Below are 26,801 nucleotides of genomic sequence, written 5' to 3'. Positions count from 1 at the left end.
CGTCCCGCAATCCGCTGGATGGATGACAAGTTCCCCTGCCCTGTGGCGGGTTGAATGAACGGGAGTACGTGGTGGACCGCCCTTTGCTGTCGCTGAGATCAACGCTGGTGTTCCTGCTCGCCCTGCTCGCCGGCGCGGTGGCGGGCGGACTGGCGGCGCTGGCCGGAGAAGGGACGCCGCGCAGCGTGCTCGCGGGCCTCGCCGTAGCGGGCGTGGCCGTTCCCTTTTTCAACCGCCTCATCGACTCCGACCGGGTCGCCGTCCAGCCGCCCGTACCCGCCAGTTCCAGCGCTGGCGAGGGGGAGAGCAATGGCTGAGCTCCGGCCGTTGGGCGATGACCTCAACGACGCCTCGCGCGCGCTCGCCCAAGCGCTGCGGGAGCTCTTCGAGGGGCTGGGCGTGTCCGTCCGGCGGTACGCGGCGCGGCGCCTGCTCGACCCGGGCACGGTCTCGCGCTATCTCAACGGCACCCGGTTACCGCCGTGGCAGATGATCACCGACCTCTTCGCGGATGTCGCCGAGCATCGGGGAACCGCCGTCACCACCGAGGCCATCGAGCTGGTCCGGGGGCTGTACGGATCGGCTGTGCACGCCGCGTCCTCCCCCAAGCACGCGGTGGAGATCCTGGAGCAACAGCTCGCTGATGCCGACCGCGTCTCCCGGCGCTCCAGCGTGCGCGGCGACGTCCTCGGCGACGCGCTGCTGGACCGGACGCAGCGCATCGCCGACCTCGAGACCCGGCTCAACCAACTCGAGGCCGACCGCATCGCGGAGCAGAAGCGGGCGGACGAGCTCGCGGCGGCACACCCGGACGTCCTCGGCCTCATCGCTGAGCGCAACGAGCTCCAGATGGAAGTCGAGCGGCTCGGAGCGGCCCTCCAAGAGGCGCAGGCCCAGCGCGCTGCGGCGGAAGGCCGCTGCGATCTCTCGAACGCCAGCTGGATGCCGTCGAGCACGCCGCCACGGCGGCTGCGCTTCCTGCCGCTTCGCAAGGCATGCCCAAGATCCTCATCGTCGACGACCAGCCCGACAACCTGCTCGCGATGACCGCAGTGCTGGCGACGCTCGACCAGGAGCTCGTCACCGTTTCCTCCGGACGGGAAGCGCTCAAGGCCCTGCTCGCCCACGACGACTTCGCGGTCATCATCATGGACGTGCAGATGCCGGAGATGGACGGCTACGAGACCTGCGCCCACATCAAGCGCCGCCCCCGCAACCGCGACGTCCCGATCATCTTCCTGACCGCCATGGGCGTGGACTCGGAACACTCCGCCCGTGGGTACGCGGCCGGTGCCGTCGACTACATCAGCAAGCCCTTCGACCCTTGGGCCCTGCGCGCCAAGGTCGCCGTGTTCACCTCCATCTACCTGGAACGACGCACCCAGTAGAACTCGGCAACACGGGCTCGCCACCCCTTGCTGCGCCGCGCGCTCCTGGGCACCGTCACCAGGCCCAAGAGCGCCGGCTACCGATCGCCTTGCCGTTCCAGGCGTCGCAGAGCATTGTCGGCCCGCTCGGCGGCCCGCCGCGCCTCGCGTGCAGTGTTCTCCGCAGTCCTCACTGCCGTGCCGGCCTTCGCCGCGGCCGCCTGCGTGTCGTGCCGGGCCTGCCGGGCCGTCTGCAGGTCGTGCTTCAGGCGGCGCCCGTGCTCCGCCGCCTCCTCGGCCTTCGTAGCGGCGGCCTGCTGCGCCTCGCCGAGCTCGCGCTCGCGCCGGGCGACCTCGGCGTCGGCCTCCTCCGCCGCCGCCCGGGCGCGCTCGAGGTCGCGTAGTCGCTGCTCATCTCCACGGCCCCGCTTCTCTTTCGGCGCCAGCTTCTTCGCTGGGGCCGGCCGGGCCGGCAAGCGTCCCCGCCAAGCCCTAATGGGTCCGGTTCGGCTTCTCGCCGGCGGTGAAGCACTCTGCCGGGCTGCGGGCAGTTGGCGGAGCCTGTCCGCAGCCGGGGCCACGGTCCCGGCCGAGCAGCGAATCCCTTACTAGTCTTCAGGGAAGTCGTTGATCGTGGCGCCGAGTTCCCTCAGTGCGTGCTTGACGAATGACTCGGCCGATGCGGGATCGTCGTGGTTGAACACGACGCCGCTGGAAGCATAAAAGTATCCGCCGGCCACGACGAGCACCCGGATCTCCTCCTCACGGAAGCGCTCAGCTCCTTGGATGCGGCCAGGCTGTTCAGGCCGCCCTGCGCCGCACCGGCCTCGTACCCGTGCTCGGACAGAAGATCGCGCAGGCGAACGGCAGTGTCCGCGTCGGCCGCCCAGATCGTGGCGCGACTCCACTCCACGCCCTGATCCACTCCACGCCCTGAGCACGTCCACGAGCGACTCGCTCCTGTGCTCCGCGGCCCCCACGTCGACACGCCAGTGCCGACCGGCGTCCCGCTTCTCGCGTGTCGACGCTGCTGGGCACGGACGTCATCGAGCGACATCGGTACCTCGCTCTGCTGGTCCTCCGAACGTCGGAGGAAGTGGTGGCGGCGAACTCACGGCGGATCTGCTCCTGTCGCACGACGACGGCGGCCAGGACCGGGTCCTCATGACGGGCGGGTCGACCGCGCGGCGATCGGCGGGAGCCCGGCGATACCCGGCCGACGCGCTCTCCCGTGTCCTCACCGGCCCAGCCGGAACGACCCGCTGCGGGGTCGCGTCGCCAGCCGGCGGAGCAGACCACATTCCTCGGCCTCGACCAAGGGACTATTCCCAGGGTGTGGACCTGCGGGTATGGTCGGCCCCCACGGAGCCCGGACGGCACCGGTACGACCAGGGGGCGATGGACCGCGACGTCGGATGGGGATACGGCGACGTCGGATGGGGCGTGACGGGGAGGCAGGCGCTATGACGGCAGACCAGGGCGGGGCCCCAGGGGCCGTACCGGGGGCCAGTGGACCAGCCGGTGCGGCCGACTCCGCTCGGGAGCCGGAGCGTCCCTTACCCGAGTCCGGCAGTACAGCCAGCGCGCCTGGCTCTGCCGAACTCGCGCCCGAGGCCATCAGGCCGACGGGCACGAGCAGCCAAGCAGCAACCACACCCGAGTCCGGCGTGCCGAACGGTACAAGCAGGGCTGCTCAGGAGCCGGAGCGGCCCTTCCTGCAGCGCCCGCAGGGGATCATCGCGGTCGTCGGCGGCGTGATCGCTGCCCTGGGCGGGGCCTTGGGGCTGGTGTTCCTGTTGTTCCCGAACCTTCAGCCCCAGCCTGAGTCGGGGGCGGAGGTGGAGCTGGTGGACGTCGACCTGGCGAAGGAGGAGGAGATCCGGGCGGACTGGACCTCGGCCGGAGGAGACGAGGCGGGCGAGACGGCGCAGTGGAAGGCGTCGCTCATCACCGTGGTCCTGCGCAACAGTGGGGAGAACCCCGCCCTGGTCTCGCAGGCGGAGTTCGACTTCAGCTCCGCCGCCCACGTGGGGTGCCCCTACGGGGCGAGCGGTCTGGAGGTGAAAGCCCGGTACGACATCAAGGTCCCCGCCGATGCCAAGGCACCCTTCCGGCAGGCCCGCAAGCTCAAGTACTCCCTCCCCCCGCAAGGGCAGGAACGGATCGCCTTCACCGTGGGACCGGAGATGGCCCCCGACGGGGTCCTGCCCAGTGTCTACACCTTCACGATCACCCTGCGTCTCGACGACGGCAGCAGCATCACGACTCCGAAGATGACGTACATGGACCCCTCCGGCAGCGAGAGCGTGCTCACGACCGGAGACCAAGTCGTGCGCCATGGCCCGATAGGCGGCTTCACTGCGGCCTGCCTGAAGGAGCAGGAGCGCAAAGCACGTGAGCTGAGCGCGGGCTCTTCGTACGTGTCGGCCGAGCTGAAGCGCTACAGCTCCCAGCTGACCGGCCTGGTCGGCCGGCTCCCCCAGGGCGCCTGACCCCGCCCGGGACGGTGGCCGGAGCGTGACAGCCGCTGCGGCATCACCTAGGAACTGGGTGCCGCCGCGCCAGGCACCGCGCTGGAGATCCTGCTCGGCAAGCGCCAACAGCTTGCCCTCCACACCGACCACGTGGCCGGCCTCACCCAACTCCTGCGCGACGCCGTCAACACCATCGACGCGCACAGCACGCCCGGCGGCGGACTGTGCTCCCACTGCCACGGCACCGGGCGTGCTCACCCCCTGTGGGGGCCGGCGGCCGGGCAAGCCTGAGCACCGGGGCAAGCCCAAGGCGGCCCTGGGCAAGCCCTTCGCGGGGAGGCTTGCCCAGGGTCTGTGGCTACAGGGCTTCCCGTCCCGGGCGCAGGACGTCGGCGTAGATCCGGGCCCGGACACCGGGCTCGCCAGGGTCCCGTCGCATCGGGACGATGCCGGAGGTTGCCCACCGCTCTTCCAGCGCGGTCATGACGGCCCGGACGGTGTCCTCGTCCCCGCCGGTGATGTCGAGTACCACCAGGCCGGGCTCTGCGATGTGCTGTTCGTCGATCGGCTTCATCCCCTTGTCGACGACAGCGCGGCGGGGGGCGGTTCGCTGGCCGCGATGGGTTCACCCGCACGTGCGCGAACCAGAGGCACGTCGCCCGGCCGGACGGACCCTCGTCGGCTCCGCTCGATGTCCCGTCCCAGCGGTTTAACGGAGCCGATGCTGCCGCAGGGATGGGGGGACCTACCCCCGCGTCGCGCGGGTTCTCACGTCGCAAGGGAGAGAAGATCTTGGGTGACTTCCGTCCGGTGGCCAACGGACTTCGTACCGATCACCCCGTCCCGGGCCTGCCGTTCATCAACGACGAACGGCTGCCGCTCGACAACCCGGACGCGATCGAGCGCACCGGCCGGGACCAGGGCGAGGGACTGTGGGGCCGCACCGACCCGTTACCGGGAGATGGATGGGTGGCCTTCACCACCGAGCCGAAGAACCGCGAATCGGCCTGATCGATCTGACCGCCCGCTACGCCTTGGACAACGGCTTCCACGTCGTCGTGGAGGGCATCCTGTATGCCGACCGCTACGGCACGATGCTCCAGAACCTGGTGCGCGCACACCGTGGGGTCTCGCGCTGCTACTACCTGGACGTGCCCTACGCCGAGACTGTACGGAGGCACGCGACGAAGCCCGATGCCCAGTACCTGGAGCACGTCACCGCCGACCACCTGCGTGACTGGTACCGGGAGAAGGACTTGACCCCGACGCCCTGGAGATCGTCATCGACTCGTCCAGCGCCATGGACGATACGGTCCAGCAGATCTTGCGTGAGAGCGGCCTGGACCAGGTAGTTCCGATCGACCGCTGACATACCGTGAGGCCCGGCGGAGCAGATCACAGCTCCGCCGCCATTCCCTCGCTGGCTAAGACGGACCGGCGGGCCCACGCGAACTCGTGGTCGTCCAAGCAGGATGAGCTCCTACTCATGGTCCCACTGCCGAAGGGGCAGTGGGGGCCTCAATCAGCTGCTGACAATGTCGAGCAGATCCTGGAAACGGCGGTTCACATGCTCGTTCTCACTGGAGCGACGAATGTCCCTATCGGACTGGAGATCCTCAACGATCTTCTGGATGTCGCTCCGGCTGTTGAGAAAGAGCTCCTCGATGATGGGCGCGGCTCGGTTGCTGTAGAAGACCTTCCGGTTGATCCCGGCGCCGTATCCACCAGGCTCACCGATGTAGCAGCGCACCATCCACTTCACGATCCCGGGCTTGACGTCGTCGGGAACCTCAGTGAGACCGCCGAACTCCTCGAACAGCCGCAGCGCGGGGCCGTGGGCCTCGTGCTGCTTCCAGTGGTGGCCGATGTCGTTGAGCTTGTCGAGCTGCTTCGCGAAGAAGTCCTTTCGCTGCCCCTTGTGGAGGTAGGGCAGCAGGCCAGCGGCGTGGGCCACACGTACGGTGAGCTCATCCAGCGAGGTACGCCCGAGCCGGTCCAGCAGGATCTTGGCGACTGCCAGGCGCACGCCGTTTCGAGTGAGTTCGCGCAGCTCCTGGAGCACCAGGTAGGCGTTCTCGCGGACCACATCGGCTTCAGAGACGCTCAGAGCCGTGCTCACCAGGACCTGGACGATCTCCTGCTGCCGTTGGTCCGGGGCATGCTCGAAGTCGGTCAGAAGGCGGGTGTCCAGCGTGATGGGGCCGGAGGCCTCGATGATCTGCTTGACCTCGTGCACCTCGATCAATGTGATCGGGTCCTTCGACAACACGGCGTCGATGCATGTCGCGAAGGTGTACACGACATCTTCGAAGGCTGCTTCGTACTCGGAGTCCTCATGCTCCAAGTCCTTGCGGATGTCGTATACCCGCGTCATCTTGCGCCACTCGGCGCGGCTGAGAAGCCCGATGCGGTAGGCGAGTTTGATCAAGTTGGAGGTCGTGTAGTGCTCGACGTCCTCAGCGTTCTGGATCGGAGGGAGCTTCGGGTTCGCCGCCTTGGCAGCCTCGCCGGCGATGCCAACGCCTACGATGAGGATCTTGTCCTTGAGGTCCCGGACTGCGGCGTTGAACAGACGCTGACAGGCGCTGCTCGGATCGACAGGCAGGATGCGGCGCACCCTCTCGATCAAGTTCTTCGCCTGCCAGTCTGGCCTAATCCTCTGCATCAGGCCGGGCACTTCGTCGATCGTCGTGACCGCAACGGACGTGGCTACGACGACAACGCCTTCTTCGTTCAACTTGTCCTCACCTGGAATGAATTGAACCTCTCGGACGTCCCATGGTACGGACTCAGCCGTCCCAAGGCCGCTGGTATTCCACACGGGAGCGCAGTGCGGGGGCCATGCCGCGGAAGTCCCCCGGGCACGGATCCGCCCAGCGCGGGTCCGCTCACGTCGTCGTCACCGCGTGACGCACTGCCTTCAGACGGCTTCCGAAGCGTCAACCGATCGACCTGGAGGTGCCGGGACGGTAGCGCCGTGCGTCACTCCGGCCGCGACCGGGTGCCCTCGGCGCCAGGCTCGGACAAGTGGGGAAGCCGGGGGCCCGGAAGGACCTCACTGCCGGCGCGGGCGTCCCGGAGGAACGGTTCGATGCCACGCTCCAGCAGGGCGTTCCGCCACGCCTCCCTCGCTCTGTCCACTTCCGCGTCCGGATCCGGGCCTGAACGGAAGGAGGGGGGCGCCGTGGCTTTGAAGGCGGTGGCCAGAAGCCCGCCGATGCCGATGCAGGACAGGCCCGCAGTCACGGCTAGGAGCCACCAGCCGGCGGTGAGGAGGATCTCCGCAGACGACACGTCTCCGAGCACTTGAAAGATCGATGTCGTCGCAGAGCCGGGCCTTCAGCCCGTGCAGGCATGCCTCGGTGAACAGCCGCAGCGGATCGGCCTCAGCCATCAGCCCGCGCCCCGCATAGCTCTGTCGCCGCCGGTATCACCGCCGATCCGGTTGGAAACAATTGTTTCCAAAGAGCCCGGACACCTGCTGTCGACGTACTCCTGTGACTGCTCCGCCGAGTACGGAGATATCTGCACCAGCGTGAGGGCGGGACGGTCGGCGTCATCTCGTGGGTATGGCGGGGGTGGGGAGGTGAACCTCCAGCACGACTGCGGTGCCGGCCAGGGTCCGGTCCTCGTGCATGTTGATCTGCTGGCCGGTTTGGACGTGCGTCCAGTGAGTGGGAGTGAGGGGAACAAGGCGGACAGTGGCCCGGCCGCCGGGCTCCAGAAAGGGCATGTCCTCGACCCAGAGCCCTGCGATGCTCACCGCAACACCCCCGGTCGGCGAGAGGTTCCCGATGTCCCACATGGGTCGCAGAACGCCGTGACCGGAGATTGGTGTCCTGCGTCGGGCCTCCGTGGGTGGACGAAGCGTCAGATCCGCCCGGAACAGTCCGTTTCGGATCTCGGAACACCGCCAGTGGTACCAAGCCACGCTCCGCTCAAGGCCGAGTTGCTCAGCCGCCTCGGCAAGCTGCTCCCAGAACGTCAAGGGCAGCGGTTGCCCGTCTCCGAGCTCCTACAGCAGGTTCAGCGCGATCTGCCATTCGTCCTGGGCGAGATAGTCCCAGACGTCTTGCACCGGGATGTCGTTGTCGGTGGCGACTTCTTCCGGGACGAGGAGGGAAGCCGATTCGAGCAGCTCAGTGACATCTATGCGGTCATTGTCGACCACGTCGTCAGGCTGCTCGGCCCGACAGGAACTACGGATTCTCGTCACGCGCGGCGTGCAGGGCCAGCCCGAGCAAGCACGGAGGTAGGTTTCAAGAGCCGGCCTGCTGAAAGCCAGGCCTCAAGGGGAGGAGAGAGGCGTCGTGCCCGAGTTACTTCACCAGGAGCTGCTGGACGTCGAGGTCGCGTTCCGGGGGTTCGGGTTCCAGGAGTCCGACGACAGCGCGGTGCCTGTACCGTTCGGCGACGGCTACGAGTGGGGCGTCTTCCTTCAGGAGCACGAGCGCCGCTTCGACCTGTTCAGCGGCGGTCACACGCACACCGCCAGCGTGCAGGTCAGGGTCTGGGCCTCGGAGCCGCCCGCCACTGAGAGCGAGTGGGAGGAGCGCGGTGAGGTCGACTTCGAGTCGACGACCGGGGATGTCGCGGTGTGGACGATGACGCTTGGCCGGTCGGATCACCTGATCCGGCTGGGCAGGCCGGGGTGGTGGCGGGTGCGTGTGGGTTGCACCGGGCGCGATGAGGTCGCTCGGGTGACGCAGACGGAGGGCGTCGCCTACGGGGTGGAGAAGTACGTGATCGACTTCTGGCCGAAGGCCTGACACGTGTGGGCCGGCGCCAAGGAGGCAGCCGGCCCACACGCACCCGGGTCAGTTGATCTTGACGATGAAGCCGTCTTCCACGCCGTCGATGATCCGGTTGGCGTTGTAGAAGCCGCTCAGCAGGTTGCCGGCGGCGCCGTTCTGTGCGCCGGGGACGGGCTGGACGGAGAAGTTGTTCTTCTCGACGTGCACGTCGAACTCAGAGGCCGCGGAGCCCTCATAGGTGGTGGCGAAGGGGAACTCGTCGCATTCCTTACCGCCGTCGGTGTAGTTCGCGCCCCACGCGCGGGTGCATTCGCGGACCGCGACCGCGCGGTTGCGGTCCCGGCGCCTCTGGTCGAGGAACAGGCGGTGCAGCGGCTCCTGCACGGTGTCGCCAGGCACGTTCTTTTGCGCGTTCAGCGGCTTGGTGGCCCCGGGGTTGGTGAACGCCTGCTTGATGTGATCGGCCACGGCCTTCTCGGGGGCGCCGGGCTGGGAGCTGTACTCGAGCGTGGCGATCATGCTGAACGCGGCGCCGCCCTTGTTCGCCGGGTTGCCCGCACCCGTGGAGTTGCGCAGGTACGAGGCCGCGTCCCAGCGGGGGGCGAACATGAACGGCTTTCCGGTCACGGGGCTCTGTCCCACCCATCCCGGGGGCATGGTGGTGACGATCTCGGGCTGGTAGACGGCCGCGATGAGATCCGCCGCGCCGGCGCCGCTGCCCTGGCCGGGGGCGTAGCGCAGGGTGTGCGTGTAGTGGGGGCTGGCCTGCATCTGCGGCAGGGTCTTGGTGACGGGGAGCGTGTTGCTGAGGACGGGCCTCGCGGCCGCCGGCCAGTTCTGGGGCACGACGCCCTTCAGGCCGATGCGCATCCCGGTGGCGCCGGTGGTGCCGACGGAGACGAAGTCGGTGAGGTCGTAGTCGAAGAACATCGTGCGGTCGGACTCCTTGGGGACCGTGCCGCGGATGTAGACGGTGTAGGAGCTGGTGCCGACCTGTCCCGACGACCGGGCCCACACGGTGGTGACCTGCAGGGCGGTGCAGACGGCGAACCGGGACTTGAGGTAGAGCTTCGCGGTGCCGCCCATGTTGGCCTTGCACTCGGCCAGGGACATGGTGCGGGCCGGTTCGGGATACGACACCGCCGCCGGTGCGGCCAGCGCCCTTGGGGCCAGGACGCTCGGTGTGGCGGGTGGGGGAGTCACGGCGGGAACGGTGGTCTTCGTCCCGTAGGTGGCTGCGGGGCCGACCACTTCGAGCGGCGTCGTCGGCTCCGCAGAGGCTTCAGCCGCAGCGAGACGCCGTTCGGCGCCCGCGCGGAGCTCTGACACGGAGGGAAGCGGCGAGCCCGCCGGTACGACGTACGTGCGCGCCTGGTCAGGAGCGGATTCATCGGCCGTCGCAGAGGCAGCAGCGGTGGGGGCGAGTGGCAGCAACGCCAGTGCCATCAGGGCGGCTAACAGAGGGGTGCGTAAGGAGCGGAGTCGTATGGAGCTGTTGATGGTTCCCCCAAGGGACGTACGGTCATTGCGGTCTCGCGGGTCAGCCTCGCGGCCAGCCGCGTACCAAGATCTACCGAATGTATGATCGAAAACGTCAGTCGGTGCAGCACCGTTGTCCTGATCCACCACAAAACTGGCCGATCCGTCCCGATCGCCGGAAGCTGCGCCCTCCCGCCGTCACCGACGGACCGAAGCCGGAATAGCCGACAAAGGACGCGGCCGACGCCGCCTGCCAGCAGCAGCACCACACGACACAGCCCGCCCAGGGCAGGGAACAGGCCCCACCGCTGACGAGGACGCCAACCGGCCACGCACTGGCCGATTGGCGACTTCACTCACGAGCGACGGCGGCCCGGACTCAGAATCGGGGCGTTGGCACCCGACACCGCGTCCTGGCGCCGAGCTGTGCAGGCTCGCCGCGCGAGGGCCGTGTCGACCGTTGGAGTGCCCCGTGTCGGGCGGCCAGCCGCCCGACATGACTCGACGTCTGAGCGCGAGGATGCGGGGGCTACGTGGGCCTGCAGGACCTCGGCGGCGCACCGGTGGACCGCCACGTCGCCGGTGGTCCGCGCTAACAGCGACCAGGCGTTTACTAGGGTGCGATTCCAGCCCCGATCGCCTGGAGCGCGGTTCCCAGCCCGGCGAGCCACAGACCCCTGGCCTCCGTAGCCAGGCCAGCCGCGATGTCCTCACGGATCTCCGTGGTCTGCCGGTCGACTACGTCTTCCAAGCTGCGGACCACGTTGGCGCGCTCCTGGCCCTCCGCACCAACGGCCTCCCTCAACCGGCCCGCTTCCTCCTGCAACCACGCGACCCGCTCCACGAGGAACCGCTCGACCGTCTCCCGGTCCGCGCCCTGCGCCGGCCGGGCCACCACGGTCGGACCGAAGGCGGTGCCATAAACCTCGATCGTGTCGTCCCTCTCAGGCTGCCCGGGCCGCAACATGCCCCCGGGCGACACCAACCCGTTCAGCAACCAGCCCCACAATCCAAGCCTCTCGGAAGCGAACTGCGCCCGGGCACGAGCCACACCACGACCCGCCACCACAAGACCGAGGAGCTGAAAGGCCCCGCCTACAACCTGAAGCCACGCACCAGTCGTCACGCAGCGACCGTAGGGAACCAAGGCGACCGTCCTCTGGAAACCACGCCGTGCTGCGGACCCTCGAGACCTCAGCATGGCGGTCGCCGCCCGCCCGCGGACCTCACCAGTGCAGCGGGCCGATCGTCGAAAAGTAGCTAAGGCCGCCGAAGAGCACCATGAGGCAGCCGACGAACATGATCCTCATGCGTCCACCGAAGCGCGGGTCCGTGCCAGCACTCCGGAGCAACCCGGCGGCACGCCCCCAACGGCCATGCCCAACGTCCCGGTAGGGGTCACGTGCGACGAGGACCCGCTGTTCGATGTCACAGTTTTGCCCATGACTGCGATAAGGAACCTCAGGACCCAACATCCACCTGCGCGGCGCGCCGTTCTCAATCGGCGCCCAGTAGGCGCTTCAGTTCGTCGAGCGTGAGCCCCGGATAACCCGCGGAGGCCGACCAGGGCCGAGGTCATGCTGCGGCGGATGCGGGGCCCGGGCGCGCGCCGAGTTCGACGCACAGGGGAGGGGTCGGGGGGAACTCGACACAGTTGGGCCAGCTGCCGGGCGCCCCCGAGAGTCTGAGCGCCCGGCGGTTCCGTCAGGCGGTGGCGCGCATGGCCTCGGAGTAGGTGCTGAAGGACGTTCCCCGTGAGCTTGTGCTGAGTTAGCTGGACGGAGACGGCCTGCTCGTCCTTACAACTATTTGGGTTGGCAGCAAGTGTGTTGGCGAACTTTCCCGTTGCTTGTGGCAGCGGGTCGGGGGAACAAGCTGAGATGACTTTGTTCGAGTGCCTAGAGTGCGGCAGAGAGCTCACGGGGCGTTGAGTCTGCTTCCCGAGGTTCCGGAGGCACCTCCCCGGAACCCGTCTGCTGAGGCTGCTGTGGGAGACCGGCGGGCGCCTGCGACGATGCCCAGGGGCTGTTACGCGGTCGAAACAGAACCGTGGGGGCCGCCGTTCGTGCCGGCTGAGACGGACAGGCCGGCATACCGACGTGGGCCTTGGATGGATGACGATCGCGGGTCGCTCACATCGGCGGGCCCACGGGGCAACTTTGTCCTGCACCCGGATGATGGCCTTGGCCTCGTCCTGTGTCCCCGGGAAGAGGGTTGCTGCGGGCCAAGCCCGCATGGCGGGATGAATCAGGCATGTGTCTGCGGTGCCCTGGTCGCGACGCTCGCTGCTGAGTGCTGGGGGCCATACGAGCTTCACCTGGCAGCGGACAGGGTCCGTGAGGTTCCACGCGGCCAAGACCACGTGCACTGCTGTGTCGACACCCTGTCCAAGAACGATGGCCGCGGCGACGTCGCCGAAAAAGACCGCCGCGCCCCGGCGCCGGAAGTCCGTTTGATCCGCTCCCGCCGCACCGGCGGCGGACTGACCACTCAGTGAACGAGGGATCTGCCTCATTGTTCAGCCAGGTCGCTGTTCCGCTCGACGGCATCCATGAACTGATCGTGTACTTACAGCTCACGCCCCCTACCTGGACTCGTCAGGACGATCGTCTTCGCCTCGCCAAGGGTTTTGGGACCCGCCCCAAGCAACTCGCGCGTGATCACCACCGCATCGAGCACCTCGACTCGGCGCTCGGTCAGTAGCTGCTGCGCAGCAGCCATCCCGTCGTCATCGGTCAGCAGCGGCCGACACTCGTTGGCGAGCGCCTCAGGCCGAGCCGTTCTCTCCGGATGCAGCCCACTGATCGCCATACTGTCGCCCCTCCACGATGCTCAAACTCGTCTTCGATCATCCCCGAAGCCAGCAACAACTTGCGATTGGATTGCCACTGAGTAGCAGGCGCCGCGAAGGTCGAGTGCACGAAGCAAGGGCGCCCGAAGTCGTGCACATCACCGCCCGCACAGAGTTTCGATGACGTCGAGGTCACCGGGCAGGGGCGTGACGCCCGCGGTGTTCAGGGCGGCGTGCAGTTCCAGTCGGCGGCGGTCGGCCGGGTCGAGTGGAGCGGACAGGCGGCTCGCCGGGTCTGGGGCGGGCAGGAGGTAGTCACCGGCTTCCATGGCACTGCAGATTGTTGACGAGCGCTCCGACTCAATGTCGAGCGCGGCCGGGAACCGGTACGGGTCGAGGTCCTGCAGCGCCGCGGTGCCCGTGGTGAATGTCTGAAACCCAGTCACGAGTGCCTCCTTGGTCGTCCTAACCACTGGGGAAGACGACTGAAAGGAGCCTGGCGACGGGTGCGGAGTGCTGCGTACTCCACTCGAATGTCCCCTACAGCATCTGGTCACTAGACAGATGAGCCAACTGCGCGAGGCCGCGACCGGGGCAGCCGAGGCGGCATGATGAGAGCGGGCCCCCCGGACGCACGGTGTGCGGTGACCTACGGTCAGCTGCATAACGGATTCACCTCAGGAAGAAGCGCAAGCCCCGCTCCTGTCCGGCGCCATCGCACACCTCGACGAGCCCTTCCCGATGGAGATCGACCCCGGTTCCCTGATCCGCAGATAACGCCACTCGTTCGCAGGAGGCCCCCGTTCCCGGATCCGATCCGGGAACGGGGGCCTTATGCGTTTCAGCCCGGTCCAGAGGATGGGCCTCCCTGCTTCCTGCCGGCCGGAGGGAGGCTAGGGCCGGACAGGCGGTGAGCTCAGGACGAGCCTGGCTACTTCTTCTTGTCGTCGAGGCGGTGGGACATCTCCCACTTGGCGTTCTTGAGGACGGCCTCGTAGTAGTAGTTCGGGCGGGTATTCGTGGCGCTCGGCAGACGGGTGTCCTTGCGGAGGATCTCGCTGTACCCCTTGAAGACCGCCATGGACATGTGCAGGCAGTTGTTGGTAGAGAGGTTGTACCCCCTGTTCTTCACCGCGGTGTACCAGGACTGAGCCCGCCTCACGTCACCGTCCCGCGTGTTCACGCAGCGGTAGCGGGTGTAGTACTGCTCCTTCTTGTCCTTGACGTCGGTGAAGTGCGCCCGGGCCTTCTCCCACGTGCCGCCCTTGATCCAGCCCGCCCTCGGCGAGTCGACGAAGCTGCCGAACGAGCCGTAGATCCAGTGGTTCGCTTCTCCACGCACCTTGATGGCGAAGGCCGCGTGTCCCGCACCATAGGCCCCATTGGGAGCCTCGAACATGCACACCCGTCCCAGCGGGGCGGCCTGCGCCTCGACCGGAGCGGTCGCCATGCCCGCGGCGAGAAGCGCGAGTGAGCCCACCACCGGGGTGGCCGCCCGGGCCAGCTGCTGTCCGAACTTCATGTTGGTTTCCTCCTCATGAGAGATCGAGCCCGCCTCCTCGAAGCGCCCGGATGGACGGCCGAGCGGCTCGACTGCCTGCACTTTTGCCGGGGGCTTGATGACCCGCCACACTTCTGGCGGCCGGTCATCAACCGGTCATCAAGCCGGATCGAGGAGGGACCGATTGGTCAGCAAGCAGGGCCGGCAGGAAGCCCGGATTGACCCCGCAGAGGGCCCTTTGGCGGTGTTCGCCATCGAGCTCCGCCAGTTACGCAAGGAGTGCGGATCTCCGGCCTACCGGGAACTGGCAACCTGGTCGGCGAAGGTGGGGAGCGCCTACTCGGACACCACCTTCTCGATTGCCGCCCGGGGGCAGACCCAGCCCTCCCTTCCGGTGGTCCTCGCCTATGTGCAGGCGTGTCTCACCTATGCCAAGGCCGACGAACAGCGGATCACCCGAGAGCTCGCGGCATGGACCAGCCGCTGGGAAGCCCTGGAGGAGGCGCTCGCCCCGGCGCCCCCCGCCGGGTGCGATGAGACGGGTGATCGCCCTCAGCTGCCACAGGCCGGCCTACCACCCGGAGAAGCCGACGTCTCTGGCGGCCAGCCGGTGCGCAGGCCCGTCGCTCATCACGTCCGGGGCCGCAGGGGGGTGATGGCGATCCTCGGCGGAGTCGCGGTTCTCGCTGGACTCGGGTTCGGGGTGCGGTACATCGGCGCCCCCGGGTCGGCCACAGCCGAGTCCGGGCCTCAGGCCGGGCCGTCCGAGGAGGCGTCACTTCCGGCCGCAGCGCCCCCGGCAGCTCCTTCTCCCACCCCCGGCATCGGAGACAACAGCCGGTGTGCTCGCCTGCGGTACGTCAGCGGACTGGCGTGGAGCCCGTGCACGCAGGTCGACACCAAGAAGCTCGATTTCGCAGTGTGGCTGTCCAACCCGGGGAAGAAGCCGGTCATCGTCAAGATCAAAATGGCCTACGTCCAGGCCGGAACGGCATATGCCTGCCCGGGACGGTGGGGGACCGGAGTGCAGGTCGAGATTGCGCCCGGCGCGACAATGACTAGCCCTGAGAAGGTGTGCGCGGCGGACAAGCTGCCGGCCACTGCCTTCCAGGCCAAGGCATGGGTCATCGCACCGGACGAGGCTTCGTGGGGGTACCGCGAGATGTCCCAGACTGTGCATGTCCAGGCGGACGGTGTCACGGCCGTATGGGCGGACGAGGCGTGAGGGCGCTCTAGTTGCCCGCGCCTGGCGGCGCTGTCGCTCGGATCGACGAGCTGTTGGCCCCAGTGCCGCCAGTCCCCCACTTGGGTTCTATCGGCCGGGGCCGCCCCTTCATTGGTGTGACTGCCTCGGGGTGTCCGAGCCCGTACCGGGGCTGGCCCTCAAAGGAGCAGTCCCCGCCCCGGGGCGGGCCGAAGCAAAGCCCCTCAAGCGACACAGCGGCTGCAGGTGCCGTCTTTCGGGCCGCAGGCGGCCCTGCGGGTGGATTGCAATCCAGTCCGCGCGAGCCCGGACCGCTCCTGGCCTTCTCGCTGTCGCTCGCGCACCGGGACTTCAGCACCCGAAGCCGCTGTGTTCTGCTTCCCTCACACTCCGCATCCGCGGGGGGCTTTCCGGGAGGCTGTCATGACGAAGCGGAGCTTGCCCAGGCCCTTGATGTTTCGGAGCGCCCTTGCGGGAGATCACAGGCATGATGCGCCGGCGGCGCAGCTCGCGCCGCACGGCTCGGGAATCGTACGCCTTGTCGCCCAGCGGATTCAGGTCGCCGTCGTGAACGGCCCTGGCTCTGTCGACGAGAACGCGGGATTTGACAGCGCTTGTCCGGCCCGTGGCTTTGTCCACGAGATTGGGTTCTGGCACAACTTCTGTGGTGGATCGTTCTCAGGCGGGGGACTTGCTTGTGGGTTCCGCAGTGTCGTGGACCAGCTCCGCGAGCTGGAGCAGAAACCCGTACGTAGCCATTCGGCCGTGGATGCGGAGGAAGTAGGACCGGCTGGAGCACTTGAAGATCTCTCGTCGGTTCACCTTCCAGAGCTTGTGCTCGTACGTGCTCGCCGCCTCTAGCAGGGCCGATTCGGCTTCCTCCGCACTGCCGTCGAATTCCGCGAGCGTACGCGCGTTTCGGTCCATCTCGCTGACACCGTCGACGGGTATGGCAAGCACAGTCCATCGGGACACACTGAGATCCGTTCTCCCCTGCACCGCCAGCCGCGGCGCGCACCGCGCAAGTGTGGCAGACGCACCCTCACCCCCAACCGCACCACAGAAGTTGTGCCAGAACCCGAGATTGAGCAGCAGTTGTTCAGCACTTCCGACAGCACCCCGAGCCATCGCAGTTCGATTTTCAGGTCCTGGGGTGGGCACGCAACTAGCTTGAAAGACGCGCGGGATCGTGGCGTGGGTGGCGGCGTGGTTGCGGGATCGGACGGGTGGGTAGCGGGGGGCAAAGGGGGTGCGAAGTGGCGCAGAAGGTAGGCGGGTACGTCGCGGTCGGGGGTTCGGTGGCCGCGGTCGTCGGGGCGAGCGTGCTGCTGTGGAACTGGGCGGACGGGAGGCCGTGGACGGCCTGGCCGCTCGTCCTGCTAGGGGCGGGCCTGGTGGCGGCGCTGGTCGGGCTCAGGCTCCGGCCGGGTCTGGACCGGTGGGCCGACGCGCTGGCCGCCGGCGGGCTGACGGTACTGGTGCTGGCCGGGATCGCGACCACGGGCGGCACGGTGGAGCAGGTCCAGCTCCGGGGGCGGACGACGGAACCGGTGACGATCGAGCTCAGCGGTTGCCGGGTGACCGGCCAACGCTGGGACGAGGGCGCGGGGCCGCAGGACGAGGTCGAGTGCCGGTACGTCTGGTCGGTCGCCGGACGCACCTTCGACGAGGTACGCCCGGCGGACAAGATGCACCCGGACGGGCACCGGATCCGGCTGTGGGCGTCGCCGGAGGGCGGGGAGCTGGACGAGCACTCGTGGCGGACGGTCGCGGCGATGGGGCTGTCCGCGGCGGTGATGGACGGGCTGGCGCTCCTGGCCGCCGTGGGGGCGTGGCGCCGGGTGTCGAGGCGGCGGGCCGAGCGAACGGGCGTGGCGGCCGAGCCGGTGCTCACCGCAGGCCGGGCGGGCACTGGCCGCGATCACTGAGGCGCGAGGCCAGTTCGAGGCCGCGAGGCATGGCGGTCAGGGTGAAACAGCCCATCGCCGCAGCTCAATTGCAGATCGGCCGTCCCCATACGGCTGTTGATTGTGGCGGGGTCCAGCTTGCCGGTGCTCAAACTCCTGGACAAAGCCAGGCCCGGGCAGTCCCTCCGGGCTGCGGTGCGCATCGTCGTCCGCCGCACCACCACGGACATGTCGAACAGTCATCGGGCTCGCTGAGGGCAGCCTGGACACCACTGGAGGGGGACGCCTCATGCAGGACATCGAGGTATCGATGCAGTACATGGATGAGAAAGACATCAGCCCGGTGCAGAGCGACGACCTGTACCACTTCACCAGCCGGGGGGACCGGCAGCCGCCGTCCTGGGTGGCCGCGGACATTCGGGCCATGACCGCCGAGCAGCGCCTGCAGTCGATCCTCACCACCGGGCTCATCCGCACGTTCCGGCCCTATAGCAAGCAGGTGCGGCCCGAGCAGAAGCGGTGCGTGTGCTTCACCGAGGCCCCCATCAGTCACCTCGCGTGGCTGATGGAGAAGCGCCGCTACGAGCCCTACGCCATCGTCATGAGCCGCGGGCAGATCCTCGGCGCCGGCGGCGGGCAGGTCGCCTACATCAACTGCGAGATGACGCTGAAGGCCTTCGACAGGGCAGGTCTGGGGCACTGGGTGGTTCCCACCGGCGGACAGCCCGACTGGACTCACGAGCGGGAGTGGCGCATGCCGTGGCAGCACGAGCAGATGCCCATCCCGCGACTGAAGGCCATCCTTGTGCCCGACGCGTCGTGGCGGCCGGTCCCGGCGGGTGAGCCTCTGCCCGAGCTGTGGGTGAAGACGCCCATCCGGGTGTGGAACCCGAAGAAGAAGCTGTGCACCGAGTACGCCCCGGGCAAGCTGGCGTAAGCCTGCCGGTCCGGACGGCCCACCGCCAGCCCGCGCACCGAGGAGAACTGAGATGGCCACCGCCGCTACGTCCGCCGCGCCTATCGAGTCCCCGCCACCCGGCCCACGGGGCACCGCGGCCTCGGCCAACGCCCGGAGGTGACCATCATCCGCTGCTGCACTGTCTTGCAACCCTCGCGCACCAGACCAAGAAGGCATGTCAGGCCATTCTGGGCGCACGCTGACCGCCCGAGCGAGGAGGCCGGCGAGCCGTCCTCGCGTCATCCCCGCGTCCTGGTCGCGTGCGGGGTCTCCAACGAGCGAAGCCGTCTGCGTACGCTGCCCATGTGAGTCCGAGGTCGGCCAGGACCTGGAGTTTGTCGGCGGTCAGCTTGGCGCGCCTGCTCTTGCTGTTGGACAGGAACACTCCGAGCTTGACTTCGGTGCCGTCGTCGAGCCGTTCTACGTGGGCTCTGGGGACGGTGAGGGAGCCGGTGCGGGTCTTGTACTGGGCCAGGGCCGCAATGCCCCTCTCGAAGGCGCTCACTGGTGCCGTGGACGGCTCTGCGGGCTCCTCTGCCCCGGCAGGCTCCTCGAGTGCCTGGACGTGTGGGACGACGCCGACGGCTTCCAGGCGTTCGCGCTGTCCGTCGGCCAGGGCCGCCCAGACCTCGGGCTGGCGCTGTCGGGTGAGCCACTTGCCGATGTCCATGCCGTGGACGGTGACGCCGGGTTCGATGTAGGCGAGGATGGTTTCTTCGGCGAGCATTTCCCGTACGACGGCGTAGTGCCGCTGCCACTCGGGGGGCCACGCGGGGTTCCAGTCCTCGTCCACGGCCTCGAGCGCGGCCTTCCACTCGGGGTGCCCGTCGAGTGCGCCGGGGCGGCGGAGGTTGGAGAGCCACTGCCCGATCGGCTTGTCGAGCGCGGCCGCCGACCGGGGTGCGCACAGCGTCCAGTGCTCCTGGTAGTACACGCGTGCCGCCGCCAGGTTCTCCTGGAACCGTGCGTCGGCCGCCGACCAGGCCATGTCCAGCTTCTCCAGCCGCGCCGCGCGCCGGCCGTTCATCTGCCCGGCTGCGTACGCGCGCCGCTGCTCTGCGACCCACTGCCCGAGCGGGAACGCGCCCTCCTTGTGCTCGTACGGCACCCGGGCGTGGCCCTCACGCTCGACGAAGTCCTTGAGCTTTGCCCAGCCGCGGGCCCAGTCCTGCTTCTCCGTGTCGATGACGTTGAAGGACACCCAGTCGGCGACCATCACCGGGTCCCTGGGGGCGGCGAAGCGGAGTAGGAGGCGGGATTCGTCTTCGCCTTCTGCGGGCGGCGGGCCGATGTATGTGGACGGCTGTGCGACGTCTTTCTGGGGCTCTTGCGGGATCGCCAACAGCTCGATGGCCTCTTCATCGTGAGCCCGCAGGCCCTTTATCTAGGGGTAGCCAGACTGTGAGGGATGTTTGTTTGGGTTGTCACCTGCGGGAATGGTTGCGTGACGATCCCGGGGTGAGGGCGGGGGAGTGGTGGTTACGTTCGGCACGTGGAACGGATCTACGTGGGTGAGCGGGCTGTCTCTCCGGCGACGGGCGTGAGCCGGTGGGTGGTGGTCGATTCCCGGACCTACGGTCTGCAGACCGAGGCAGTGGCCTATCTCGCTTCGCTGCGGGCCCAGGACTGCTCACCGAATACCGAGCGGGTCTACGCCGGCAGAGTCGCTCTCTACCTGAACTACTGCCTGATGCGGCGGCTGGACTGGAAGGCGCCGGGTTTCCTTGGGCTTGCCGGGCTGCAGCACTGGCTCGTCGAGGCGCCCTTGCCGTCCCGCAGCAGCAGGGCCCAGCCGGGGCCGGCCCGGTTCCGATCTCGGGCGACGGCGAACGCGGTGATGACAGCGGTGGCGGAGTTCCTACGCTTCGGTGCTACGCATGGCTGGGTGCCGGCCTCCACGACCACCCTGCTGTCGGAGCCGAAGCTGCTGCGCTTCACTCCACCCGGCTACGACGCAGGCGAGTCCGGCCAGAGGCGCGAGGTATAGGCGGCCTCGTTCCGCTTCAGGATCGCTGAGCCGGGCTACGAGGACCTCAGCGACGAACAGATCCGCCACATGATCGCCACCGCCCCGAGAGCGCGGGACCGCTTCCTGGTGGCGCTGCTGGCCTGTACCGGTCTGCGGATCGGCGAGGCGCTCGGTCTGCACCGTGGCGACATGCACCTGCTGACCTCTTCACGCGCGGTGGGCTGCGGGATCGAGGGCCCGCACGTGCATGTCCGCCGCCGCACCGACAACCCCAACCGGGCTCTGGCGAAGTCCCGCTTCTCCCGCATGGTGCCGGTCACCGCCGAGCTGGTCGCGCTGTACACGGACTACCAGTACGAGCGGGACCGGGTGGCCCAGGCCGCGGAGTCGGAGATGGTCTTCGTGAACCTGTTCCGCCCGCCGCTGGGCGGTGCCATGTCGTACCCGAACACCAAGGAGACGTTCGACCGCCTGGCCCGTACCGCGGGGCATGCGTGCCGCCCGCACATGCTGCGTCACTCGGCAGCGACGCGCTGGCTGCGCGACGGAGTGGACCGGGATGTGGTGCAGCGGCTGCTGGGCCACGCCTCACCTCTGTCGATGGAGCGCTACCGCCATGTCGACGACGCGGAGGCGCGCGCTGCCGTCGAGCACATCGACTCTCTCAAGGAACGCCCGTGAGCCTCCCCTCCGTGACCGCACTGGTACCCGCACCGCGCACTGCTGTCCCGCCGGACTCCGGCCAAGAGGGGTGGGGGCCGTGGCTGACGGCCCGCCTGGACTCTGCCTGGCGGCCCACCGAGTGGCAGCCGGACTGCTGGCTGTTCACCGGCAGCGTCCATGAGCCCCGCAGCTCGGTGTCGCTGTGCCGCACGGAGGTGTGCGACACGGTGGTCTCCCCGGCAGGGATCTTCTGCCCCTTCTGTAGGGAGCAACAGAAGACATCGCCCCAGCCGGCCGAGGAGTTCGCCCGCACGTTCGTGCCCGAACGCAACCGGGTGACCTTCGGCGGGGTGCCGGACCAGTGCGGCTTCAGCAAGGACGGGCAGCGCTGTGTCCGCCCACGCCACTGCAAGCAGTTGTGCCTCACGCACTACACCCAGTGGAAGACCCACACCAATCGCAAGCACCCCGGCCGGTGGGAAGACACCACAGCCCCCTACACCGACACCCCCGCATGCCCGGCGCCCGCCTGTCCACTGCAGGGTCTGTACGGCCGGGGCCTGTGCCGCCACCACGCGCAGCGCTTCCGCGAACACCGCCGCTCCCAGCCCGACGCCCCGGTAGCCCCATGGGCGGCGCAGCAGCCCCCGTACCTCGCCCCGCACCAGTTCAGCCTCCTTCCTCTGCCCGAACCGCTGCGCCTTGAGGTCCTCTACGGCCTGCAGCAGGCAGAACCCTGGCTACGGATCTTCGAGCCCGCTCAGGTCCGCCGCATGGTCCGCGACCTCGTCGGCACCGCCACACGCGTCAGCGCCGTCACCGACGAGCAGATGTGCCCGCGCTCCACCGTCGCCGTCCTCAGGCTTCTCACCCGCGTCCGCACCGCGGTCCACGCCGCCCATGCGGAGTACACCGGAACAGCACCGGCCAAGGACGACATCCTGGACCTGCGGGCACTGGGCCAGCGGTCCCGCACACCGGCGGGCATCAGAACCCCCAAGTCCGTCGACCTGCGCACGATCCGGCAACGCTGGCTGCGCGATCTGCTGCGGACTTGGACGGTCCAGCAGCGCCCCGGAGCGGAGGAGTTCGGCCGCACGCTGCGCGGGGTGGAGCTCGCTTCCCGGGCGCTCGCGCCTCGCCCGGGCACCGACGACCCCGCACGGCTGCGCTACGACGACGTCACCGCGGTGGTCGAGGCGTTCCGCACCGCGCTCAAACTGGACGGCGAGCCCGCCGGCTGGAACTACCGGATGTCCATCGCGAGCCACTTCTTCGCCCTGATCGACTACAGCCGGCGCTCCGGGACCACCGAAAACCTCTCAGCCGCCTTTGTCCGCGACCCCGCCACCCACCGCATCGCACAAGAGGAAGCCAACGAGGACGAGATCGGCAAAGCCATCCCCGAGCCGGTGATCCGCCAGCTCGACGCCCACCTCGACCTCCTCGGGCAGGGCAAGGCCCGAGGCCAGCGCACCCTCGCCCCCGCAGACCTGCAACTGATGTACCGCACTCTCTACATCCTGCTCAGGGACACCGGGCGACGCCCCCTTGAAGTCCTCTCCCTGCCCCTGGACTGCCTGGAGACCCGCAACGATCAGATCTCCCTGATCTGGAACAACCACAAGACCCGCCGGTACCGCCGACGCCTGCCCATCACCGCATCCACCGCCGAAGCCATCCGCACCTGGAGAGCCCGACGCGACCAGCTCCAGCCCACCCTCCCGGCAGCCGGTGCAGACTTCCTCTTCCCCGCCCTGACCCACCTCGCCACCCGCCCCTACCTGCACACCAGCTACCTCGGCGAAACCCTGCGCCACTGGGTCGATTCCATCCCCTACCTCCACGACGAGGGCGCCGACCAGCACGGCAACCCACTGCCCTTCGACCGTGCCCTCATTTACGCCTACGCCTTCCGCCACTCCTACGCACAACGCCACGCAGACGCCGGAACCCGCCTCGACGTCCTGCGCGAACTGATGGACCACAAGTCCGTCAGCACCACCCAGCGCTACTACACCGTCTCCCTCAAACGAAAACGCGACGCCGTCACCAAACTCTCCGCACACGTCGTCGACAACCACGGCCGACCCAGCCCCTGCTCCGAGTCCGCATACGAACTGCGCTCGATCGCCGTCCCCTACGGCGGCTGCACCGAACCCAGCAACGTCAAAGCCGGCGGCAGCTCCTGCCCCATCCGCTTCCAATGCGCAGGCTGCGGCTACTACCGCCCCGACCCCTCCTACCTCACAGCGATCGAACAGCACATCAACGAACTACGCGCCGACCGCGAAACAGCCCAGGCCATGGACGCCGCCGAATTCGTCACCACCGCCCTCACCGCCCAGATCAGCGCCTACGAGCAGGTCACCGACCGCATGCGCCGCCAACTCGCAGCCCTCCCCGACGCCGAACGCCAGGAGATCGAAGAAGCCAGCGCCATCCTGCGCAAAGCCCGCGCCGGCACCCACACCCTCCTGCCCCTCACCGTGATCACGAGGACGAACCCGGCATGAACCCCCACGGCAACGCGCACACCCTCGTCCAGGCTCGCCGCCGCGACAGCCTCGACAAACGCCAGCGCGCCCTCACCGCCCTCACCACTCTGGAACAACAGGGCAAAAAGATCACGCACACCGCGGTCGCCCGCACCGCCGGCGTCTCCACCTGGCTCACCTACACCGAAGGCATCCGCGAACACATCGAAGCCGCCCAGCAACGCCAGCAACCCTCAGGCTCCAGACTCGTAGACACTCGAACCCCTAACACGACGCTGCGTACGGAACTCGAGCTGGCCAGGCAGGAGGTCCGAAACCTTCGGGAAGAGAAGGAGCGGATGCGGAAAGCCATCCGGCAGCAGCTCGGGCAGCAACTCGACGCCTTCGGCACCAAGGACCTGACCGAACGCATAGACCAGCTCACCCGAGAAAATCAGCGACTCCAAGACACGCTTCGACAGGCAACTGAAGACAACCACGCCCTTCACCGTCAGGTGACGAGCCTCGAGGCAGACCTGGGCGCGGCACGCACCAGCCTCCGACGCATGATCCGAGAAGAGAACAGGAGCCTTGAGAAGATCGTGTAACTCACGCCGTGCCCGGTCCGCGCCGTCTCGATATCTCAAGGTTCCTGCAGGTCGAACTGCTCCAGCCACTTGATGTTTCCCGCGCCGGCAACGGCGCCGCCCGCAGGTACGGCCTCCCGGCGGCTGCACGAGGTGGCCAGCCTTGGCCCGCCGCTACGGCTTCGACGTCGCCCGCCCGGTGCAGGGGGAGGGTGGAGGTTCTGGAGACGGGCGTACTCCAGCGACTGGTCCTCGCCGCCGTCGACCTGTACATCGTCCCCGACATCTACGTGAATTGGCCGCTCCTACGTTCGGGTGCAGCGGATGGGCGACACGGCCGCGGCCGGGGAGGGGCGCGGTCAGTCGGTTGTGTGTCGGCCGGGGCTGCCGCGCCCGACCACCTTCAGCGCGGCGGCGACCACGGTGCATACCGCACGACCCGCACTGCCGTCCCCGTACGCCGGGCGGGGCACAGCCTGCAGCCGAACGCCGCTGGCCCGGCGACCGATCCGCCACGCCTCCGCTGGCACGTCCTTCTCCTCGGCAGGCAGCTTGGCATCCTCCTGCCCCAAGACGGCAACGCCTGCGCCAGAACGTCTTCCCCGCCTCCGCGCAGGCCCGCCAGGAGCCGCCGCCCGGCTGCGTTCAGCAGCACCTCGGCGTCATCCCGCGCGCCCTGCCGCCGTGCCTAGGGGGTACATGCCCGGGCCCCTGCGGAGCGGTCCACATGGGTGTGCGTCAAGACCAGCGGAACCCACTGAACCGATAGCGGTGAGGTCTGCCGTGCGTAGATCTGTACAGGCTCTGTGGGGTCTCCCTCGGCTCGACGCGGATCCTTCCTGAACGCATCAATCTTCCACCCCTGAGAGCCACGTGACCTGGGGAAACAGTGTGAGGGGCGGGCTGGTAGGGGGAGTTGGGAAAAATTCTTGCCATCCGGCATCCGGTTCCGACCCCCCTGTGGCGTGTAAGGGATGAGGGCCTTGTGTCCATCAACGAGTTCGTCACTACTGGAAGGCCTGGTCGATGACTTGGTCGTACTGGGTGGGAGCGGGCGGGGTGTCACTTCCCGTGCTGGTCCTGCTGTTCTTCGCGATTCGCCGCGCCAAGGGTGTCGTGGAGATGCTTGTGAAGGCGTACATCGAGACCCGGGCGGAGCGCGAGCAGCGCGCCACCATGGTCGCGATGGCGCAGTCCCTGCCCGACGGCGGCGCCGCGGCCCGCTTCGAGCAGGGACGGCCGGCGTGGCTGTTCCGCAAGGACGCAGCCGAGCCGGTAGGCCACCGGGCCATTGGCACGCGGGAGGCCGCGTGAGCGAGGCCGCCCCGGGAGCGGACTTCGAGTCCTTCGTCCTCGAGACCATCGAGGCGTTCTCCCGACTGGCCCGGGCCCAGGCAGGCGACTTGCACAGCGCCCAGGACGCTGTGCAGGACGTCTACCTGAACATGTACCGGCGGTGGGATTTCCTTACCGCCGGGCAGGGGTCCCTGACCGCCTACGGCCGCACTGCGGTGAAGCGAGCGGTCATCGACCAGTTCCGCCGAAACAAGCGGATGGTCATGGTTCCCGTTCATGAACTGCCCGAAAAGGAATCAGGCATCGGAGTTCCCGAAGCCGCCTACGAAATGATTAAGGAAGGCATCGGCGAACTCGTCGAAAGCCTCCCTGAACGGCAGCGCGAGGTCATCACCCTGTGCATTCTGCAGGACCTCAGCCCTGACGTGGTTGCACAGCACCTCCAGATTAAGGAGGAGTCGGTGAAACGCTACATCAAAGCCGCCGCCAACAACCTGAAGAAGTCCATCAACGAACATAGCGAGGAGGTAACCGTATGACGCACCTGTCCGCTTGGACGCACCACCCCGAGGAGCGGGGAGCCATCCGGCTCCTCGCCCTGTGGCTGCTGCTCGAGGGATCTGAGCAGGCAGTTTCTAAGGGTTCTCGGATCGGCGAGAACCCTGTTCAGGCGGAGGGGGGCCAGCCTTCGGGCTGGCCCCCGGCCCCCGCCCCCTGCCCGGAAAGCTCTGGGATCGGAAATCATCGACTCGGTGTGCGCCGTGAACTGCACTCTCTCCTGAAAAAGGAGATCGATGACTCCGCAACACCACCGGAAACACGTCGCGTAGCAGAGATCCTTGAGTTCCTGGACAGGGATGATGAAGCGCGAAGGTGGTGGAAAAAGGCAGCTCTCAAGGGTGATCAGGATGCATTGGATTACCTTCATGTTCTCGATGTCGAGAACGAAGAAAATCTATCGGCGTGCTCGCTAGGGGGAGAGCAAGCTGATGAATCATTCCGTTCATTCGTGAGTGCATTCGCGTGCCCACCTCTTCTCATTGCGGACAGGCTTGATTCCGCCTTGGGAGAAGCTGGCGTCCGAATGCCTGAGGGATCACAGAATCTGGTCCGTGAGATCGAGGACTTCCTGACCCACTTGGACCACACGACCGGCGGACCGCGGTGCTGACACGACAGCGCCTCACGCGCCCACACACAGGAGAGCATTTGTAGATCAGCTTCCATGAGGCCTTCACGCTGCAAGGCCAGACGACTCGTTGAGGTGGCGGGGGGGCCCCCCCGCCGCGGGGGGGGGCCCCCCCCCCGGGTTGCCCCCCCCCCCCCCCCCCAATTTTGGGCCACCCGCCCGGGGGTTTTGAGGGGCAAAAAGGG

26 protein-coding genes and 3 pseudogenes are annotated in these 26,801 nt (G+C 68.0%); 18 read left to right on the top strand and 11 right to left on the bottom strand.

All coding sequences use genetic code 11. The annotated features are described in order from the left end of the window. Positions 1 to 71 precede the first annotated feature (71 nt). The 3 genes and pseudogenes from ACIRQF_RS07145 (at position 72) to ACIRQF_RS07135 (ending at position 1,771) form a co-directional block, all read left to right on the top strand. A complete protein-coding gene (locus ACIRQF_RS07145; RefSeq protein ID WP_404089639.1) occupies positions 72 to 317 on the top strand; it encodes a hypothetical protein in 246 nt (81 codons plus the stop codon). Next, a pseudogene (locus tag ACIRQF_RS07140) lies at positions 310 to 1,388 on the top strand (PleD family two-component system response regulator). The gene ACIRQF_RS07145 and the pseudogene ACIRQF_RS07140 overlap by 8 nt, the downstream one beginning before the upstream one ends. 257 nt (positions 1,389 to 1,645) lie before the next feature. Then, positions 1,646 to 1,771, top strand: coding sequence for a hypothetical protein (locus ACIRQF_RS07135; RefSeq protein ID WP_404089637.1), 126 nt, complete (start codon positions 1,646 to 1,648; stop codon positions 1,769 to 1,771). Positions 1,772 to 1,975: 204 nt separating this feature from the next. Here the strand turns inward: ACIRQF_RS07135 and ACIRQF_RS07130 are convergent, their stop codons facing one another. Beyond that, entirely contained in the window at positions 1,976 to 2,116 is a 141-nt protein-coding gene (locus ACIRQF_RS07130) for a hypothetical protein (protein ID WP_404089635.1), read from the bottom strand. A gap of 918 nt (positions 2,117 to 3,034) precedes the next feature. Between ACIRQF_RS07130 and ACIRQF_RS07125 the strand changes: the two genes are divergently transcribed. Together ACIRQF_RS07125 and ACIRQF_RS07120 are read left to right on the top strand one after the other, a co-directional pair. Then, positions 3,035 to 3,859 carry a hypothetical protein gene (locus tag ACIRQF_RS07125; protein WP_404089633.1) on the top strand — a complete coding sequence of 275 codons (825 nt, stop codon included), beginning with the start codon at positions 3,035 to 3,037 and terminating at the stop codon, positions 3,857 to 3,859. A 132-nt stretch (positions 3,860 to 3,991) separates the two neighbouring features. Beyond that, the gene (locus ACIRQF_RS07120; RefSeq protein ID WP_404089631.1) at positions 3,992 to 4,132 is read left to right on the top strand and encodes a hypothetical protein; all 141 of its coding nucleotides are present in this window, start codon (positions 3,992 to 3,994) and stop codon (positions 4,130 to 4,132) included. 67 nt (positions 4,133 to 4,199) lie between these two features. Here the strand turns inward: ACIRQF_RS07120 and ACIRQF_RS07115 are convergent, their stop codons facing one another. Then, positions 4,200 to 4,415: a DUF6207 family protein gene (locus ACIRQF_RS07115; protein WP_404089629.1), complete on the bottom strand. Its 216-nt coding sequence runs from the start codon at positions 4,413 to 4,415 to the stop codon at positions 4,200 to 4,202. 218 nt (positions 4,416 to 4,633) lie between these two features. Between ACIRQF_RS07115 and ACIRQF_RS07110 the strand changes: the two genes are divergently transcribed. Both ACIRQF_RS07110 and ACIRQF_RS07105 read left to right on the top strand, forming a co-directional pair. Next, on the top strand, positions 4,634 to 4,852 hold the full coding sequence (locus ACIRQF_RS07110; RefSeq protein WP_404089627.1) for a hypothetical protein: 219 nt from the start codon (positions 4,634 to 4,636) through the stop codon (positions 4,850 to 4,852). Next, positions 4,774 to 5,210, top strand: a pseudogene (locus ACIRQF_RS07105) (hypothetical protein). Before ACIRQF_RS07110 ends, ACIRQF_RS07105 begins: the two are co-directional and overlap by 79 nt. Before the next feature lie 153 nt (positions 5,211 to 5,363). Here ACIRQF_RS07105 and ACIRQF_RS07100 read toward each other — a convergent pair. Both ACIRQF_RS07100 and ACIRQF_RS07095 read right to left on the bottom strand, forming a co-directional pair. Next, the gene (locus ACIRQF_RS07100; RefSeq protein ID WP_404089625.1) at positions 5,364 to 6,578 is read right to left on the bottom strand and encodes a hypothetical protein; all 1,215 of its coding nucleotides are present in this window, start codon (positions 6,576 to 6,578) and stop codon (positions 5,364 to 5,366) included. Between the two features lie 819 nt (positions 6,579 to 7,397). Further along, positions 7,398 to 7,994 (bottom strand): annotated as a pseudogene (locus tag ACIRQF_RS07095) (hypothetical protein). A gap of 157 nt (positions 7,995 to 8,151) precedes the next feature. On the opposite strand from ACIRQF_RS07095, the gene ACIRQF_RS07090 reads away from it, so the two are divergent. After that, entirely contained in the window at positions 8,152 to 8,610 is a 459-nt protein-coding gene (locus tag ACIRQF_RS07090) for a hypothetical protein (RefSeq protein WP_404089623.1), read from the top strand. Positions 8,611 to 8,658: 48 nt separating this feature from the next. Here ACIRQF_RS07090 and ACIRQF_RS07085 read toward each other — a convergent pair whose 3' ends face one another. From ACIRQF_RS07085 to ACIRQF_RS07065, 5 genes are all read right to left on the bottom strand, one after another. Then, positions 8,659 to 9,798, bottom strand: a complete 1,140-nt coding sequence (locus ACIRQF_RS07085) for a NucA/NucB deoxyribonuclease domain-containing protein (RefSeq protein WP_404089621.1) — start codon at positions 9,796 to 9,798, stop codon at positions 8,659 to 8,661. An 889-nt stretch (positions 9,799 to 10,687) separates the two neighbouring features. Then, positions 10,688 to 11,200: a hypothetical protein gene (locus ACIRQF_RS07080; RefSeq protein ID WP_404089619.1), complete on the bottom strand. Its 513-nt coding sequence runs from the start codon at positions 11,198 to 11,200 to the stop codon at positions 10,688 to 10,690. 1,442 nt (positions 11,201 to 12,642) lie between these two features. After that, positions 12,643 to 12,885 carry a hypothetical protein gene (locus tag ACIRQF_RS07075; protein WP_404089617.1) on the bottom strand — a complete coding sequence of 81 codons (243 nt, stop codon included), beginning with the start codon at positions 12,883 to 12,885 and terminating at the stop codon, positions 12,643 to 12,645. A gap of 138 nt (positions 12,886 to 13,023) precedes the next feature. Beyond that, positions 13,024 to 13,311, bottom strand: a complete 288-nt coding sequence (locus tag ACIRQF_RS07070; protein ID WP_404089615.1) for a hypothetical protein — start codon at positions 13,309 to 13,311, stop codon at positions 13,024 to 13,026. A 485-nt stretch (positions 13,312 to 13,796) separates the two neighbouring features. After that, positions 13,797 to 14,387: a hypothetical protein gene (locus tag ACIRQF_RS07065; protein WP_404089613.1), complete on the bottom strand. Its 591-nt coding sequence runs from the start codon at positions 14,385 to 14,387 to the stop codon at positions 13,797 to 13,799. Between the two features lie 163 nt (positions 14,388 to 14,550). Between ACIRQF_RS07065 and ACIRQF_RS07060 the strand changes: the two genes are divergently transcribed. Further along, positions 14,551 to 15,591, top strand: a complete 1,041-nt coding sequence (locus ACIRQF_RS07060; protein WP_404089611.1) for a hypothetical protein — start codon at positions 14,551 to 14,553, stop codon at positions 15,589 to 15,591. Positions 15,592 to 16,248: 657 nt separating this feature from the next. On the opposite strand, the gene ACIRQF_RS07055 is transcribed toward ACIRQF_RS07060, so the two are convergent. Further along, on the bottom strand, positions 16,249 to 16,545 hold the full coding sequence (locus ACIRQF_RS07055) for a hypothetical protein (RefSeq protein WP_404089609.1): 297 nt from the start codon (positions 16,543 to 16,545) through the stop codon (positions 16,249 to 16,251). A 281-nt stretch (positions 16,546 to 16,826) separates the two neighbouring features. On the opposite strand from ACIRQF_RS07055, the gene ACIRQF_RS07050 reads away from it, so the two are divergent. Both ACIRQF_RS07050 and ACIRQF_RS07045 read left to right on the top strand, forming a co-directional pair. Then, positions 16,827 to 17,498 carry a hypothetical protein gene (locus ACIRQF_RS07050; RefSeq protein ID WP_404089607.1) on the top strand — a complete coding sequence of 224 codons (672 nt, stop codon included), beginning with the start codon at positions 16,827 to 16,829 and terminating at the stop codon, positions 17,496 to 17,498. A 268-nt stretch (positions 17,499 to 17,766) separates the two neighbouring features. Further along, positions 17,767 to 18,414, top strand: coding sequence for a hypothetical protein (locus ACIRQF_RS07045; RefSeq protein WP_404089605.1), 648 nt, complete (start codon positions 17,767 to 17,769; stop codon positions 18,412 to 18,414). 199 nt (positions 18,415 to 18,613) lie between these two features. On the opposite strand, the gene ACIRQF_RS07040 is transcribed toward ACIRQF_RS07045, so the two are convergent. Then, positions 18,614 to 19,651 (bottom strand): helicase associated domain-containing protein, encoded by a 1,038-nt coding sequence (locus ACIRQF_RS07040; RefSeq protein ID WP_404089603.1) that lies wholly within the window; start codon positions 19,649 to 19,651, stop codon positions 18,614 to 18,616. A 276-nt stretch (positions 19,652 to 19,927) separates the two neighbouring features. Here ACIRQF_RS07040 and ACIRQF_RS07035 point away from each other — a divergent pair, with 276 nt between their 5' ends. The 7 genes from ACIRQF_RS07035 (at position 19,928) to ACIRQF_RS07005 (ending at position 26,598) form a co-directional block, all read left to right on the top strand. After that, positions 19,928 to 20,422, top strand: coding sequence for a hypothetical protein (locus ACIRQF_RS07035; protein ID WP_404089601.1), 495 nt, complete (start codon positions 19,928 to 19,930; stop codon positions 20,420 to 20,422). 21 nt (positions 20,423 to 20,443) lie between these two features. Continuing rightward, positions 20,444 to 21,085, top strand: coding sequence for a tyrosine-type recombinase/integrase (locus ACIRQF_RS07030; RefSeq protein WP_404091710.1), 642 nt, complete (start codon positions 20,444 to 20,446; stop codon positions 21,083 to 21,085). Positions 21,086 to 21,096: 11 nt separating this feature from the next. Then, positions 21,097 to 23,583 (top strand): tyrosine-type recombinase/integrase, encoded by a 2,487-nt coding sequence (locus tag ACIRQF_RS07025; protein ID WP_404089599.1) that lies wholly within the window; start codon positions 21,097 to 21,099, stop codon positions 23,581 to 23,583. Continuing rightward, entirely contained in the window at positions 23,580 to 24,152 is a 573-nt protein-coding gene (locus ACIRQF_RS07020) for a DUF6262 family protein (protein ID WP_404089597.1), read from the top strand. The genes ACIRQF_RS07025 and ACIRQF_RS07020 overlap by 4 nt, the downstream gene beginning before the upstream one ends. Before the next feature lie 1,038 nt (positions 24,153 to 25,190). Beyond that, positions 25,191 to 25,445: a hypothetical protein gene (locus tag ACIRQF_RS07015; protein WP_328565101.1), complete on the top strand. Its 255-nt coding sequence runs from the start codon at positions 25,191 to 25,193 to the stop codon at positions 25,443 to 25,445. Then, a complete protein-coding gene (locus ACIRQF_RS07010; protein WP_404089595.1) occupies positions 25,442 to 25,966 on the top strand; it encodes an RNA polymerase sigma factor in 525 nt (174 codons plus the stop codon). Before ACIRQF_RS07015 ends, ACIRQF_RS07010 begins: the two co-directional genes overlap by 4 nt. After that, on the top strand, positions 25,963 to 26,598 hold the full coding sequence (locus ACIRQF_RS07005; protein ID WP_404089593.1) for a hypothetical protein: 636 nt from the start codon (positions 25,963 to 25,965) through the stop codon (positions 26,596 to 26,598). Before ACIRQF_RS07010 ends, ACIRQF_RS07005 begins: the two co-directional genes overlap by 4 nt. The last annotated feature ends 203 nt before the right edge of the window (positions 26,599 to 26,801 follow it).

This window comes from Streptomyces sp. NPDC101191, assembly GCF_044767915.1.
Classification (GTDB): Bacteria; Actinomycetota; Actinomycetes; order Streptomycetales; family Streptomycetaceae; genus Streptomyces.
The sequence above is the reverse complement of the archived record's forward strand: the minus strand, read 5'-3'. Positions and strand labels throughout refer to the sequence as shown.